This is a genomic window from Micromonospora sp. SD19 (assembly GCF_054462275.1).
This window is the reverse complement of record NZ_JBTLMN010000004.1, coordinates 28,151-41,481: the sequence shown is the minus strand read 5'-3', so window position 1 is coordinate 41,481 and position 13,331 is coordinate 28,151. Positions and strand designations below refer to the sequence as shown.

Below are 13,331 nucleotides of genomic sequence, written 5' to 3'. Positions count from 1 at the left end.
GACTACCGGAAGCGCAGGGCGGTCGGGCCCTGAACCTTCGAGCCACGGCGCTGCTTGGCCGGCATGGCGGCCAGCTTCTCGCGCAGCTCGACGGCGTAGGCGGCGAGCGCCTCCACCAGGTCGGGCACCGAGGCGTGCGGCGGCTGGACGTCGACCCGCAGGCCGAACTCCGTCGCGGTCTCCGCCGTCTTGGGCCCAATGACGGCAACAACGGTCCGGGCGTGCGGCTTCCCGGCGATACCGACCAGGTTGCGCACGGTGGACGACGAGGTGAAGAGCACCGCGTCGAAGCCACCCGACTTGATCGCGTCGCGGATCTCGGCGGGCGGCGGCGCGGCCCGCACCGTCCGGTACGCGGTCACGTCGTCGACCTCCCAGCCGCGCTCGGTGAGCCCGGCGGCGAGCGTCTCGGTGGCGATGTCGGCGCGCGGCAACAGCACCCGGCCCACCGGGTCGAGGATCTCGTCGTGCGGCGAGAACTCGGCCAGCAGACCCTCGGAGGACTGCTCGCCGGCGGGGATCAGCTCCGGCTGGATGCCGAACGCGCGGACCGCGTCCGCCGTCGCCTCACCGATGCAGGCGATCTTGACGCCGCCGAAGTGCCGGGCGTCGAGGCCGTGCTCGGCGAACTTCTCCCACACCGCGCGGACCGCGTTCACCGACGTGAAGATCACCCAGGCGTACCGGCCGTCGACCAGGCCCTTGACCGCCCGCTCCATCTGGGCCGGGGTACGCGGGGGCTCGACCGCGATGGTCGGCACCTCGCACGGGATCGCCCCGTACGCGCGCAGCCGGGCGCTCATCGCGCCGGCCTGCTCCTTGGTGCGGGGTACGAGCACCTTCCAGCCGTACAGCGGGCGGTTCTCCCACCAGCTCAGCTTGTCGCGCTGCCCCACCCCGACACCGACGGTGAGCACCACCCGGCCGGTGAAGCCGAGCGCGGCGGCCACGAAGCTGTCCACCGTCGACGTGGTCGTGTACTGGGTCTCGCCGGTGCCGTCGCCGGTCACCCCGACACCGGTGGTGCCGTCGACCCCGGCGGCGAGCAGCCCGTCCCGGACGGCGGCGAGGTCACCGGCGTCCACGGCGAGCGCGAGCGAGCCCCGACCGACCGCCGTGGCCAGCGCCTCGAAGTCCAGCGCGCTGACGTCCTCGACGTCGGCGGCGGTACGCACACCCGGCAGCGGGACCCCGGCGTAGGTGGCCACACCCTCGGCCTGGCCGACGCCGGGCACCACCTCGAAGTGGGCGGCGGTGCGGGCCACCGCCTGCACCTCCTTGACCACCGAGTCGTGCCCGAACGGGTCGCCGGCGACCAGGTGCACCGCGTTCAGCCCGGAGCGGGCCGCGGAGATCAGCACCTTCGCCACATCCCCCGGCGCGCCCTCGGCCGGGGTGAACTCGGCATCGTCGGAGGCCTCGGCACGCACGACGGCGAGCAACGACTCGGGGACTCCCCGGTCGTAGATCACCTGGTCGGCGTCGACCAGGGCGTCGTGGGCCCGACGGGTCAGCAGGCCCGGATCACCGGGGCCAGCCCCGACGAACGCGATACGGCCGACGGGCTTACGGGTGCGGGTCATTCTGTGCTCCCAAATTGCTGGGTCCCCGGGCCGGTGTGTCCTTCGTGGCCGAGGATCGAGTCGGCGCCGAGGTCGAGGAGTTCGGCGGCGAGTGCCTTACCGATCTCCGCCGCGTCGGCGGGCGTTCCGGTGCGGGACAGCCGGAGGTCACGAGTGCCGTCCGGGCTGATCACCGCCCCGCGCAGGTAGATCTCATCGCCGGTCTCGCCTTCGGCGAGTTCGGCATAGGCGGCGACGGGTGCGCTGCACCCGGCCTCCAGGGTTGCCAGAAACGCGCGTTCCGCGGTGACCGCGGCACGCGACGGTGCGTGGTCGAGCAGCGCGAGCAGCCCGACCAGGTCCTGGTCGTCGACCCGGCACTCCACGGCCAGCGCACCCTGAGCGGGGGCGGGCAGCATCAGCATCGGGTCCAACGTCTCGGTGATCACGTCGGTCCGGCCGATGCGGGCCAGACCGGCCCGGGCCAGGACGATCGCGTCGAGGTCGGCGTCCGGACCGAGCACCCGCCCCAGGCGGGTGTCGATGTTGCCGCGGATCGGGGTGACCTCCAGTTGCAGGCCGAGGGCGTGCAACTGGGCGATCCGGCGCAGCGCGCCGGTGCCCACCGTGGCACCGGGCGGCAACTCGGCGAGGGTGCGGCCGTCGCGGGCCACCAACGCGTCGCGCGGGTCCTGCCGGGCCGGCACCGCAGCGATGTGCAGCCCGCCGGCGCCGGCCGTGGGCAGGTCCTTGTACGAGTGCACCGCGAAGTCGATCGTCCCGGCGGTGAGCGCGTCGCGCAGGGCGGAGACGAACACCCCGACGCCCAGCCGGTGCACCGGCGCGGTGGAGCGGTCGCCCGCGGTGACCACCTCGACCAGCTCGACCGGGCGGCCGGTGGCGGCGGTCACCGCCTCGGCGACCTGGCCGGACTGGGCCATCGCCAGGGTGCTGCCCCGGGTGCCGAGGCGCAGGGGGGCGGTCATCGCGCACCTCCGGTTGGTGGGGTCGGTTCGGCGGTGTCGGCAGCGGACACCGGGCCGGTGCCGGGGAGCGCCAGGCCGAGGTCGGGGGTCAGCACGTCGGGGACGGTGTCGACCGGTGAGGTCTGCGGCACCTCGAGGTCGAACAGCTCGCGCAGCAGTGCGGCGTACTGGTCGCCGCCGGGCTCCGCGGCCAGCTGGCGGACCTTGACGGTGGGCTGGTGCAGCAGCCGTTGCACGACCCGGTGCACGGTGCGGGCCACCTCGGCCCGCAGGTCGTCGCCGAGATCGGGGCGGCGCTGCGCCAGCCGGCGCAGCTCGGCGCTGACCACGTCGTCGGCCCGGCCCCGCAGCGCGGCCACGGTGGGCGCCACGTCGGCGCCGCGCAACCAGGTGAGGAAGCCCTCCACCTCGCCGAGCACGATGCGTTCGACGGCTGCGGCGTCGGCGGCCGCCGGACCGTCGGCGAGCAGCCCCGCCATCCGGTCGATGTCGATCACCTCGACGCCGGGCAGCTCGGCGACGCCCTCCTCGACGTCGCGCGGAACGGCCAGGTCGAGCAGGACCAGCGGGCCCCGGGCCGGGTCGCGTTCGGCCAGCGCCGTGGTGACCACCGCCCGGGTGAGGACCGGTTCAGTGGACGCGGTGGCGGCCACTACGATGTCCACTGTGGAGAGAGTGTCGGCCAGCTCGGTCATCGGCGCGGCGCTCGCCCCGTACGACTCGGCGAGGCGGACGGCCCGGTCGGCACCCCGGTTGCTGACGATGAGCGGCCCGGCGCCCAGCCGGGACAGCGTGGCCACCCCGAGCGAACCCATCGCGCCAGCGCCCACCACCAGGGCCGGACGGCCGACGAGGTCACCGTCGAAGTGCCCGGCGGCCAGCTCCAGGGCGGCGGTGACGACGCTCTGGCCGGCCCGGTCGATGCCGGTCTCGGCGTGCGCCCGCTTGCCGACCCGCAGCGCCTGCTGCATGAGCTCGTGCAGCAGCCGGCCGGCCGAGTCGGCGCCGGTGGCCCAGTGGTACGCGTCACGCAGCTGGCCGAGGATCTGCGCCTCGCCCACCACCATCGAGTCCAGACCGGTGGCGACCCGGAAGACGTGGTCCACGGCAGCGGTGTCGTAGTGCACGTACAGGTGGCTGGCCAGCGCCGTCGGCGAGCTGCCGGCCTGCTCGGCCAGCACGGCGCAGATGTCGCCGAGCCCGCCGTGGAAACCGGACACGGCGGCGTACACCTCCACCCGGTTGCAGGTGGAGACGATCACCGCCTCGGCCACGTACGGCTGGGCGACCAGGCGGTCCAGGGTGCGGGTGAGGTCGGCGGGGGGCACGGCCAGCTGCTCCAGCGTGGCGACCGGGGCGGTCCGGTAGGACGCGCCGACGACAAGCAGTTTCACGTGCCGATCGCCTCCTGGGTGTCGGTGGCCGCGAACCCGCCGGGCAGGGCGGTGAGAGCGGACCCGCCGGTGGCGGGCAGCGCGGTCAGCGACGCCTTGCGGTGCTCGTGGAAGGACAGAATCTGCAGCTCGATGGCGAGGTCGACCTTGCGCACGTCGACCCCCTCCGGAACCGAGAGTACGCACGGCGCGAAGTTGAGGATGCTCGTCACGCCGACGGCGACCAGTTGGTCGGCGACCTGCTGGGCGGCGGCTGCCGGGGTGGCGATCACGCCGATCGCCAGGGATTCCTCGGCGGCGACCGTCGGCAGGTCGTCGACATGCCGGACCACCAGGCCGTTGATCTCCTCACCGACCCGGGAGGGATCGGCGTCGAGCAGTGCGGCGATCCGGAAGCCCCGGCTGGCGAAGCCGTCGTAGCCGGCCAGAGCGTGACCGAGATTACCCACGCCGACCAGGGCGACAGCCCGGCGTTGGGTGAGCCCGAGCACATACTCGATCTGCTCGATCAGCAGCGCGACGTCGTAGCCGACGCCCCGGGTGCCGTACGAGCCGAGGTGCGAGAGGTCCTTGCGGAGCTTGGCGGAGTTGACCCCGGCGGCGGCGGAGAGGCCTTCGCTGGAGACCGTCTCGTGCCCGGTGTCGGCCAGGTTGTGCAGCGCGCGCAGGTACTCCGGGAGCCGAGCGACGGTCGCCTCGGGCAGGTCCGGGAGCGCCGGTACGGCACCGGCGCGGCCGGGCGCGCCTGGGTGACGGTGCTGACTCATGAGACTCCGTGCGGTGCGATCCTCGGCCAACTCCGCTGGTCGGCCGTTTGTGGACTCCCGCTGGCGACCGAGATTGCCGGCTGTGCTAGCAGGGCGCGTCGGAGTCACAGCGTAGGCGCTTGTGAAGACGTGCACAAATCGCGATCTTGCCGCTGCGTGGCGCGACAGCACCAGCACCCCCATCCCACAAGATCGATTGAACGGCCTGGTCCGCTCACCGCCGGGGCGATTATTGCTCAATCCCGACTTCTCTGACCAATCCCGCGCCGGCCCTGTCCCGGGTCGTCCCGGCGGTGGTAGGGGCAGCACTACGGAGGAGAGGCGGGGTTTCGGGATGGGGACACCGCGCCCGGCTGCCTAGCCTTTGGGGCATGACCGCCGTTGCCGCCACCAGCGACCGACCGACGCTGGCACCGAGCATCCCCCGCCAACTCTTCGTCGACTCCGGGTACGTGGTGCTGGGCCTGCCCCTGGCGGTGGCCAGCTTCGTCCTCCTCGTCGTCGGCCTCGCGGTCGGCATCGGCCTGGTGGTCACGGTGATCGGCCTACCGATCCTCAGCGGCACCCTGTACGCCGCCCGTGGGCTGGCCGACGTCGAGCGGCTGCGGCTGCCCGCGGTGCTCCACCAACCCCGGATCCGGCCGCACTACCGGCTGCCCGAGGCCGGCGCGAACGCCTGGCGGCGGATCTTCGTGCCGATGCGGGACGCCCAGTCCTGGCTCGACCTGGCACACGGCATCCTGCGGCTGATCGCGGCGGTGGGCACCTTCGTGGTGACGGTGTCCTGGTGGGCCGCGGCCATCACCGGCTCGCTCTACTGGGCGTACGACTGGGCGCTGCCCCGGGCCGACGGCGAGGGTGACCAGGACCTGGCGCAGTTGCTCGGCCTGGGCGACTCGACCACCGCCCGGATCGGCCTGTACACCGCGCTCGGGGTGTTCTTCCTGATCACCCTGCCGATCGTGGTGCGGGGCTGCGCACTGCTGCAGGCCAGCTTCGCCAAGGCCATGCTGACCGGGGTGGCCGAGATGCGCGACCGGATCACCGTGCTGGAGGAGCAGAAACGGGCCGCGGTGTCCGCCGAGGCCTCCGCGCTACGCCGGCTGGAACGGGACATCCACGACGGGCCCCAGCAGCGCCTGGTCCGGCTGGCGATGGACCTCAGCCGAGCCCGGATGCAGCTCGCCTCGGATCCGGAGGCGGCCGGGCGCACCATCGACGAGGCGGTCACCCAGACCCGGGACACGCTGGCCGAGCTGCGGGCGCTGTCCCGGGGCATCGCGCCGCCGATCCTGGTCGACCGGGGTCTGCCCAGCGCCTTGGCGGCGCTCGCCGGGCGCGGGCTGATCCCGATCGAGCTCCAGGTGGACCCGCAGCTCGGCACCCCCGCCGGGCGGCTCGACCCGGCGGTGGAGAACACCGCGTACTTCGTGGTGTCCGAGGCGCTCACCAACGTCGCCAAGCACAGCCGGGCCACCGAGGCCACGGTGGCGGTGGTCCGGCAGGGCACCCACCTGCAGGTACGGGTGGGCGACGACGGGCAGGGCGGGGCGCACCTGGCGAAGGGCCACGGGCTGGCCGGCATCGCCGACCGGGTCCGGGCCGCCGGTGGCGAACTGGTGGTGGTCAGCCCGACCGGCGGCCCCACCGAGATCCGCGCCGAGCTTCCCCTGTGAGCGCCCGGGGCACCGCGCCGAGCCGCCCCGACGGGCCGGACGTGGTAGACAACACAGCCATGCGCATCGTGATCGCCGACGACGCCGTCCTGCTCCGGGAGGGGCTGGTCCGGCTGCTGACCGAGAGCGGGCACCAGGTGGTGGCCGCCGTCGGGGACGGTGACGCCCTGGTCGAGGCGGTGGTCGAGCACCGGCCCGACGTGTCGATCGTCGACGTCCGGATGCCGCCGTCGCACACCGACGAGGGGCTGCGGGCCGCGGTGGAGGCGCGCCGGCTGGTGCCGCGTACCCCGATCCTGGTGCTCTCCCAGTACGTCGAGGTCTCGTACGCCGATGATCTGCTCGCCACCACCGGCGGCGCCGGCGGCGGGATCGGCTACCTGCTCAAGGACCGGGTGGCGGCGATCGACGAGTTCCTGGACGCGCTGCGCCGGGTGGCGGGCGGCGGCACGGTGCTCGACCCGGAGGTGGTCGGTCAGCTCTTCGCCCGGCGTCGCCGCGACGACCCGCTGCGCGAGTTGACCCCCCGTGAGCGCGAGGTGCTCGCCCTGATGGCCGAGGGGCGCTCGAACACCGCCATCGCGCGTGCCCTCGTGGTCAGCGACGGCGCGGTGGAGAAGCACGTGCGCAACATCTTCACCAAGCTGACCCTGCCGCCGGACACCGAACAGCACCGGCGGGTGCTGGCCGTCCTCACCTACCTGCGGAACTGACCTCCCGGGCCAGGGCGACAGCGTCGGTGAGGGTGTCGGCCACCGGGTGGCCGGAGGCGCGCAGCCGGGCCGGGTCGGTGAACCCGCCGGTGTAGAGCACGGCCCGGCCGCCGACCGCCACCGCGGCGTCCGCGTCGTCGATGGAGTCGCCGATCAGCACCACCGAGGCGCCGTCCACGCCCAGCTCGGCCAGGTGCCGCTGGAGCGGTTCGGTCTTGCTGCCACCGCCGACCGTGGCCCGCAGCCCGTCGACGCGGGTGAAGTGGCCGGTCAACCCGTACGTGTGCACGGTCGGGACCAGCTCCTCGTGGAACCACATGGACAGCAGACTCTGGCTGCCCGGCCACGCGGCCATCGCGGCACGCGCGTCGGCGGCCAGCTCACAGGTGGTCAGCCCGGTGCGGTACGCCTCGTGGAAGATCTTGTCGAGGCGGCCGAACTCGTCGTCGTCAACGGCCTGCCCGAGCACCTCGGCGTAGTACTCGGCGATCGGCCTGCGGAACCGCACCCGGTGCTCGTCCGGGGTGACCGTCGGCCCGCCCAGGCTCGTGAACACGACGTTGGTGGCGGACACCACCAGACTCAGGTCGTTGAGCAGGGTGCCGTTCCAGTCCCAGACGAGGTGCGGGGGCGCAGGGGTCATCAGAGCACCATAGGCACCCCTCAGAGCTGCGGCGTGGTCAGGTCCCGCAGCAGCCGGTCCTCCTCGACCCGCCAGTAGCCGTGCTCCTTGCCGTCGAGCATCACCACCGGCAGCCGGTCCCCGTACTCCCGTTCCAGCCCCTCGTCGCCGGTGACGTCCCACTCGACCCACTTGTCGCCGGTGACCGCCACGACCCGGTCGAGCGCCGCCTTGGCGTCGTCGCACAGGTGGCAGCCGGGTCGGGTGATCAGCGCGAGTCGGGCGTCAGTTGCCATCGGTTACCTCCGTGCGGTCGGTCGGCGTCGCCGACCGGAGCTGGGTCTTGCGTACCTTGCCGATCGCCGAGTGTGGCAGGGCGTCGACGAACTCGACGGCGGTCGGGCACTTGAACCGGGCCAGGTTCCGCGCGCAGTGGGCGAGCAACTCCTCGCTGGTCACCGGTCGTCCCTGCGCCGGCACCACGTACGCCCGGACAGTCTCGCCGGTTCGCGGGTGCGGCACACCCAGTACCGCCGACTCGGCCACCCCGGGATGCCCGGCGAGCACCAGCTCGACCTCGTGCGGATAGACGTTGAACCCGTTGACGAGGATCAGGTCGCCGAGCCGGTCGACCAGGAAGAGGTCTCCGTCCTCGTCGGCGTACGCGATGTCACCGGTGCCCCACCACCCGTCGGCGGCCGGGCCGCCCCGACCATCGGGCCAGTACCCGGCGAAGAGGTTGGGGCCGGACACCACGATCTGCCCCGGGTCGGTGCCCGGCGCGACGTCGGAGAGGTCCAGCTCATCCGGGTCGTCGTCGGGGACTGCCAGCCCGTCGCGCCACAGCTCCACCCCGTCGGCGTCGACCAGGCGGAGCCGCACACCGGGCAGCGGGCGGCCGATCGAACCGGGCTTGGCCACGCCGCCGACCAGGGTGGAGGTGAGCACCGGCGCGGTCTCGGTGAGGCCGTACCCGATGTGCACCTGATGCCCGGTGACAGCGGTGAAGCGCGCCGCGACAGCGGGTTCGAGCGGTGCCGCGCCACAGACCGCCACCCGCACCGACGCGGTCGCCGTCCGGGCCGCGGCCATGCCGGCCCAGGTCAGGAACATCGACGGTACGCCGACCAGCACGCTGACCCGGTGCCGCGCGATCTCGTCCAGCCCCGCCGTCGGCCCCGGCTCGTCGAGCAGCACGCCGGTGGCGCCGTGATGCACGACAGCACCGAGCCCCGAGTTGAGCCCGTACGCGTGAAACAGCGGCAACGCGAGGAGAACGGTGTCCGTCGGCCCGACCACCGGCGGCTCGATCTGCGCGACCTGTTCGTGGTTGGCGAGCAGCGCCTGGTGCGACAGCATCGCTCCCTTGGGTCGCCCCTCGGTGCCGGAGGTGTAGAGCAGTACCGCCAGGTCCGCGCCGCCTCGTCGGGGGCGGGGTGCCGGCCCGGGTGCGTCGGCGGTCGGTGGCGTGCCGTGCACGGAGGTGAGCGCGGGCAGTTCGGCGGCGATGTCGGCGACCAGACCTCGTACGTGGTCGGTGGCGACGAGCACCGACGCGCCGGAGTCAGCCAGCACGTGTCGGAGTTCCGGGGCGGTGAGGCCGGGGTTGACCGGCACTGTCACCAGCCCGGCCCGCAGGGCACCCAGCCAGGCGATCACGAAGTCCGGCGTGTTGGGCAGTGCGATGGCGACGCGTGGCGGGGTGGCGCCGGGGTCGGTGGGCGGTGCGGCGGCGGACAGGCCGCGGGCTGCGGCGTCCACAGCGGCGTCCAGTTCGGACCAGCTCACTGTGTGCTCGTGCCGGTGCAGCGCGGGCCGGTCGGCCCGGTCGAGGGCCGCTCGGCGGACCCGGTCGGCGAGGTTCGGCGCGGGGCTTTCCGAGAGGTCCGGCACGGTGGTCGAGTCTGGCACAGCGCACGGCGACGGGCCACGCCCGGCGGTCGGGGCGGACCCGCGGGGGCGGCACCGCGACAGTCCCATGTACGGGACTGTCCGGTGTGCCATCGGCGGTCCGATCAGGTCCTGTCAATGGGACGTGCGATGCCGATCAGAGGCAGTTCGGTCGCCCCCACCCGACCGGCCGGCGTGTCGGGCCAACCGAACAGGCGGACGCCTCCCACCTGGGCATCCACCCTGGAACACCGTGCCGACGGAAAGTCAATCGCACACGACGGACAACCGGTCCGCCATCGGTGCGACGGAGCGGGAAATACTTCCGCCTTGTGTAACGGACTTGCCACGCGCGGGTGACGTTGGCCCTATCATCACTCGGGTCGGGTCACCCCATTTGCCGTGAGTCGACACCCCTCAGCCCGAGGAGGCCCCCGTGCCTGTGAGCGCATTGGACCAGCACCTCCAGCGGAACTGCCGCCCGTCGGCAGTTCCCGCGACCGTCCTGCCCGACCGGTCACCCGGTCGGTCCGCCCCGACGAGACCCAGACCGGCCCGGCCGGCAACCGACGGGACGGGGGCAACACGGTGACCACCTTCGGTTACGCGGAACGCCCGGTCGGCCTGACCGGTCAGCCGGCCCGCTCCCACGTCAACGAGCGCCCAGCAGCCCGCGCCCCACTGGACGAGCAGCCCGGCGGCGGCCTGCGGGGTGACGGCACGGCGCATCGGATCCGCAGCCGGCCACATCACAACGAGCCACCACCGCGACCCGCGGTGCCCGGCGGGAACGCGAAGCCGGCCGGCGGCCGGGTGGCCGTACCGTCCCGGCCCGCCATGCCCGTGCAGGGTCGTCGGGTAAGCGACACACCGGCGGTCACCACCGACCCGGCGGCGGGTGAGACAGCGGTGATCCCGGCGGTGCCGGCCACCACCGCCACCACCCCGACCGGTTTCCCGAGCCGACCGGACCCGTCCGACCCGGCCACCGAGGTGTGGACGCTGATCGAGCGGGCCCAGGCCGGCGAGTCCGAGGCGTTCGGTCTGATCTACGACCGGTACGTGGACACCGTCTTCCGGTTCGTCTACTTCCGGGTTGGCAACCGGCAACTCGCCGAGGACCTCACCTCGGACACCTTCCTGCGCGCGCTCAAGCGGATCGGCAGCTTCACCTGGCAGGGCCGCGACCTCGGCGCCTGGCTGGTGACGATCGCCCGCAACCTGGTCGCTGACCACTTCAAGTCGGGCCGGTACCGACTGGAGGTCACCACCGGCGACGTGCTCGACGCCGACCGGGAGGACCGGGGCCCGGAGGGCAGCCCGGAGGCGGCGGTGGTGGAGCACATCACCAACGTCGCGCTGCTCACCGCCGTCAAGCAGCTCAACCCGGAGCAGCAGGAGTGCATAGTGCTCCGCTTCCTCCAGGGCTTCTCGGTCGCCGAGACGGCCCGCGCGATGGGCAAGAACGAGGGAGCCATCAAGGCCCTCCAGTACCGCGCCGTCCGCGCCCTGGCCCGACTGCTGCCCGACGGCTTCCAGCCGTAGGTTGTTACGGCGGGGCCGACGGGCGTCGATCAACGTCCGCGCAGCTCAGGGTCGGTCCCGCCTGGTGATGACCATCACTTTCTGTAATTTCCGCTCCGCCAGGCCCGTAACCCGTGCCCGGCCCGCCGCGTTTCTCCGGGTGCGACCGGTGGATGTCCCGGCAGGTCCGGGTCACCGAGGTCCGACCGGCATGCCGGCGGCACCTCACCTCCGTGGTGTCACACTGCCGCCCGGTCGCTGGCAACGACGGCGGCCGACCGGCCGTGACCAGCGAGAGGAGGTGCCTGCGGTGGACAACACCCTCTTCTCCCGCCGGCGCGCGGAGCGCTTCGCGCAGCTTCTCGACGAGGCCAACGGCGCTCGGCGACACCACGTGCGATCCCGGGTGGACGGCCACCTCGCGCCGCTCGTCGCAGTGGGTCAGCGGCTCAGCGTCGACCCGCCGGCTGTCGAGGTGGACCAGGACTTCCGCACCGGCCTGCGGGCGATGCTGCTCGCGACGGCCGAGCGGGAAGGGCTGGGCAGCACACCGGCGACGGCCGGCGAACCGGCCGCCACGACCACCCGGGGGCGGCTCGCCACCACCCGAGGACGGCTGCTGCCGGCGGTCACCGCCCGGCGGGCCCGAGCCCGGGGCGCGATCCTGGTCGGCATCGCCGCCGGGGCGATCGCCGTCTCCGGGATCTCCGCCGCCAGCGAGAACGCGGTGCCCGGTGACGCGCTGTACGGCATGAAGCGCTCCACCGAACGGGCACAGCTCGCCCTGGCCAGCTCGGACATCAGCCGAGGGCAACTCTTCCTGGACTTCGCCCGGACCAGACTCGGCGAAGCCGCCAAGCTGCGCGGCGACCGGATCGGCTACAGCGCGGTCCTCGACGACATGGACGCCGACACCCGGCAGGGCGTTCGCCTGCTGACCTCGGCCGCTGTGCAACGAGCCGAGCCCGGCAGCCTGGACACCCTCAACACCTTCGTGTCGAGCCAGCGCCGGGCGGTACGCGGCCTGCTCGACGGGAGCACCCGTGTCGACCGGGACCGGACCCACCGGTCACTGCTGCTGCTGGACAGCATCCGGGAACGCTCGGACGACCTGCGCGCGGCAATCGCCTGCGGCCTGCCGGCACCGACCGCCAGCGACGCCCTCGGCCCGGCCCCGAGCGCCTGCCCCGGCGATCGCTGACCCGCGCCCCTATACCGCACGTCCGACCGGCCGGGCCACAGTTCGCTGTGTGCCCGGCCGGTCGACCGTCTGCGGCGGATACCCTCGCCAGGGAGCATCAGTCGCACCGGGAAGGAAGGGAATCGCGTGGCGCGCAGCCGTAAGGTGACGGTCAGCACCGACGCCGAGGGGCACACCGCCGGCTGGGCGGACACCGACCTGGCCCCGGTCAGCGCACCAGACCCGACCGGCGCGGCGTTCTTCGACGTGGACAACACGATGATGCAGGGCGCCTCGATCTACTGGTTCGCCCGTGGGCTCGCCTCCCGGAACTACGTGACCACCGCCGACCTGGCCCGGTTCGCCTGGCAGCAGCTCCGCTTCCGGCTGCTCGCCCGGGAACACGCCGGTGACATGTCACTGGCCAAGGAGGCGGCGCTGGCCTTCGTCGAGGGCTGGCGGGTCAACGAGGTCGAACACCTCGCCGAGGAGATCTTCGACGAGCTGATGGCCCCCCGGATCTGGGCCGGCACACACCAGCTCGCGCAGCGTCACCTGGACGCCGGTCAGCGGGTCTGGCTGGTCAGCGCCGCCCCCGTCGAGATCGGCCGGGTGATCGCCGCCCGACTCGGCCTGACCGGTGCCATCGGTACCGTGGCCGAGGTGGTGGACGGGGCGTACACCGGGCGGTTGGTGGGTGACCTGATGCACGGACCGGCCAAGGCCGAGGCGGTCACCCAGCTCGCCGCTGTGGAAGGGCTCGACCTGACCCGCTGCGCGGCCTACAGCGACTCGGCGAACGACCTGCCGCTGCTCTCCGTGGTGGGGCGGGCGGTCGCCGTCAACCCGGACGGCGTTCTGCTGCGGCAGGCCCGCCAGCACGGCTGGGAGGTACGGGACTTCCGCACCGGCCGGCGAGCGGTCAAGATCGCCGTACCGTCGACTGCCGCGGCCGGGCTGGTCGCCGGCGCGGTCACCGCCGGCCTGGCCCTCCAGCGCCGCCGGCGCGCCGGCTGA

Annotated in this window: 12 protein-coding genes; 5 read left to right on the top strand and 7 right to left on the bottom strand. The window is 73.3% G+C overall.

Going from position 1 to position 13,331, the window contains the following annotated elements; translation table 11 throughout:
- Positions 1-2: 2 nt before the first annotated feature.
- Genes ACX27O_RS15770 through ACX27O_RS15755 form a run of 4 tightly spaced genes read right to left on the bottom strand, consistent with a single transcriptional unit; the run spans position 3 to position 4,709 of the window.
- Positions 3-1,583 carry a bifunctional uroporphyrinogen-III C-methyltransferase/uroporphyrinogen-III synthase gene (locus tag ACX27O_RS15770; protein ID WP_030329750.1) on the bottom strand — a complete coding sequence of 527 codons (1,581 nt, stop codon included), beginning with the start codon at positions 1,581-1,583 and terminating at the stop codon, positions 3-5.
- On the bottom strand, positions 1,580-2,548 hold the full coding sequence (gene hemC / locus ACX27O_RS15765; RefSeq protein ID WP_030329749.1) for a hydroxymethylbilane synthase: 969 nt from the start codon (positions 2,546-2,548) through the stop codon (positions 1,580-1,582). The genes ACX27O_RS15770 and hemC overlap by 4 nt, the downstream gene beginning before the upstream one ends.
- A complete protein-coding gene (locus tag ACX27O_RS15760; protein ID WP_030329748.1) occupies positions 2,545-3,942 on the bottom strand; it encodes a glutamyl-tRNA reductase in 1,398 nt (465 codons plus the stop codon). The genes hemC and ACX27O_RS15760 overlap by 4 nt, the downstream gene beginning before the upstream one ends.
- Positions 3,939-4,709: a redox-sensing transcriptional repressor Rex gene (locus ACX27O_RS15755; protein ID WP_030329747.1), complete on the bottom strand. Its 771-nt coding sequence runs from the start codon at positions 4,707-4,709 to the stop codon at positions 3,939-3,941. Before ACX27O_RS15755 ends, ACX27O_RS15760 begins: the two co-directional genes overlap by 4 nt.
- Before the next feature lie 371 nt (positions 4,710-5,080).
- Here ACX27O_RS15755 and ACX27O_RS15750 point away from each other — a divergent pair, with 371 nt between their 5' ends.
- Complete coding sequence (locus ACX27O_RS15750) at positions 5,081-6,385, top strand: sensor histidine kinase (RefSeq protein WP_030329746.1); 1,305 nt, start codon at positions 5,081-5,083, stop codon at positions 6,383-6,385.
- Positions 6,386-6,444: 59 nt separating this feature from the next.
- Positions 6,445-7,098, top strand: coding sequence for a response regulator transcription factor (locus ACX27O_RS15745; protein WP_030329744.1), 654 nt, complete (start codon positions 6,445-6,447; stop codon positions 7,096-7,098).
- Here the strand turns inward: ACX27O_RS15745 and ACX27O_RS15740 are convergent.
- From ACX27O_RS15740 to ACX27O_RS15730, 3 genes are read right to left on the bottom strand one after another with little or no spacing between them, the layout of a single operon-like run.
- Positions 7,079-7,741 (bottom strand): HAD family hydrolase, encoded by a 663-nt coding sequence (locus ACX27O_RS15740; protein ID WP_030329742.1) that lies wholly within the window; start codon positions 7,739-7,741, stop codon positions 7,079-7,081. The genes ACX27O_RS15745 and ACX27O_RS15740 overlap by 20 nt on opposite strands.
- A gap of 20 nt (positions 7,742-7,761) precedes the next feature.
- Positions 7,762-8,016, bottom strand: coding sequence for a glutaredoxin family protein (locus tag ACX27O_RS15735; RefSeq protein ID WP_030329740.1), 255 nt, complete (start codon positions 8,014-8,016; stop codon positions 7,762-7,764).
- Positions 8,006-9,700, bottom strand: coding sequence for an AMP-binding protein (locus ACX27O_RS15730; RefSeq protein WP_458939672.1), 1,695 nt, complete (start codon positions 9,698-9,700; stop codon positions 8,006-8,008). The genes ACX27O_RS15735 and ACX27O_RS15730 overlap by 11 nt, the downstream gene beginning before the upstream one ends.
- Positions 9,701-10,198: 498 nt before the next feature.
- Here ACX27O_RS15730 and ACX27O_RS15725 point away from each other — a divergent pair, with 498 nt between their 5' ends.
- The 3 genes from ACX27O_RS15725 to ACX27O_RS15715 all read left to right on the top strand — a co-directional run bounded on the left by ACX27O_RS15725 (position 10,199) and on the right by ACX27O_RS15715 (position 13,331).
- Complete coding sequence (locus tag ACX27O_RS15725; protein WP_030329736.1) at positions 10,199-11,155, top strand: ECF subfamily RNA polymerase sigma factor, BldN family; 957 nt, start codon at positions 10,199-10,201, stop codon at positions 11,153-11,155.
- Between the two features lie 289 nt (positions 11,156-11,444).
- Positions 11,445-12,335: a DUF5667 domain-containing protein gene (locus ACX27O_RS15720; RefSeq protein WP_210859078.1), complete on the top strand. Its 891-nt coding sequence runs from the start codon at positions 11,445-11,447 to the stop codon at positions 12,333-12,335.
- A 126-nt stretch (positions 12,336-12,461) separates the two neighbouring features.
- Positions 12,462-13,331, top strand: a complete 870-nt coding sequence (locus tag ACX27O_RS15715) for an HAD family hydrolase (RefSeq protein ID WP_030329732.1) — start codon at positions 12,462-12,464, stop codon at positions 13,329-13,331.

What these genes read in the sequence shown, in the direction of transcription:
- ACX27O_RS15770 (WP_030329750.1), bottom strand. Translation starts at nt 1,583, where the DNA reads ATGACCCGCACCCGTAAGCCCGTCGGCCGTATCGCGTTCGTCGGGGCT.
- hemC (WP_030329749.1), bottom strand. Translation starts at nt 2,548, where the DNA reads ATGACCGCCCCCCTGCGCCTCGGCACCCGGGGCAGCACCCTGGCGATG.
- ACX27O_RS15755 (WP_030329747.1), bottom strand. Translation starts at nt 4,709, where the DNA reads ATGAGTCAGCACCGTCACCCAGGCGCGCCCGGCCGCGCCGGTGCCGTA.
- ACX27O_RS15750 (WP_030329746.1), top strand. Translation starts at nt 5,081, where the DNA reads ATGACCGCCGTTGCCGCCACCAGCGACCGACCGACGCTGGCACCGAGC.
- ACX27O_RS15745 (WP_030329744.1), top strand. Translation starts at nt 6,445, where the DNA reads ATGCGCATCGTGATCGCCGACGACGCCGTCCTGCTCCGGGAGGGGCTG.
- ACX27O_RS15740 (WP_030329742.1), bottom strand. Translation starts at nt 7,741, where the DNA reads ATGACCCCTGCGCCCCCGCACCTCGTCTGGGACTGGAACGGCACCCTG.
- ACX27O_RS15735 (WP_030329740.1), bottom strand. Translation starts at nt 8,016, where the DNA reads ATGGCAACTGACGCCCGACTCGCGCTGATCACCCGACCCGGCTGCCAC.
- ACX27O_RS15730 (WP_458939672.1), bottom strand. Translation starts at nt 9,700, where the DNA reads ATGGGACTGTCGCGGTGCCGCCCCCGCGGGTCCGCCCCGACCGCCGGG.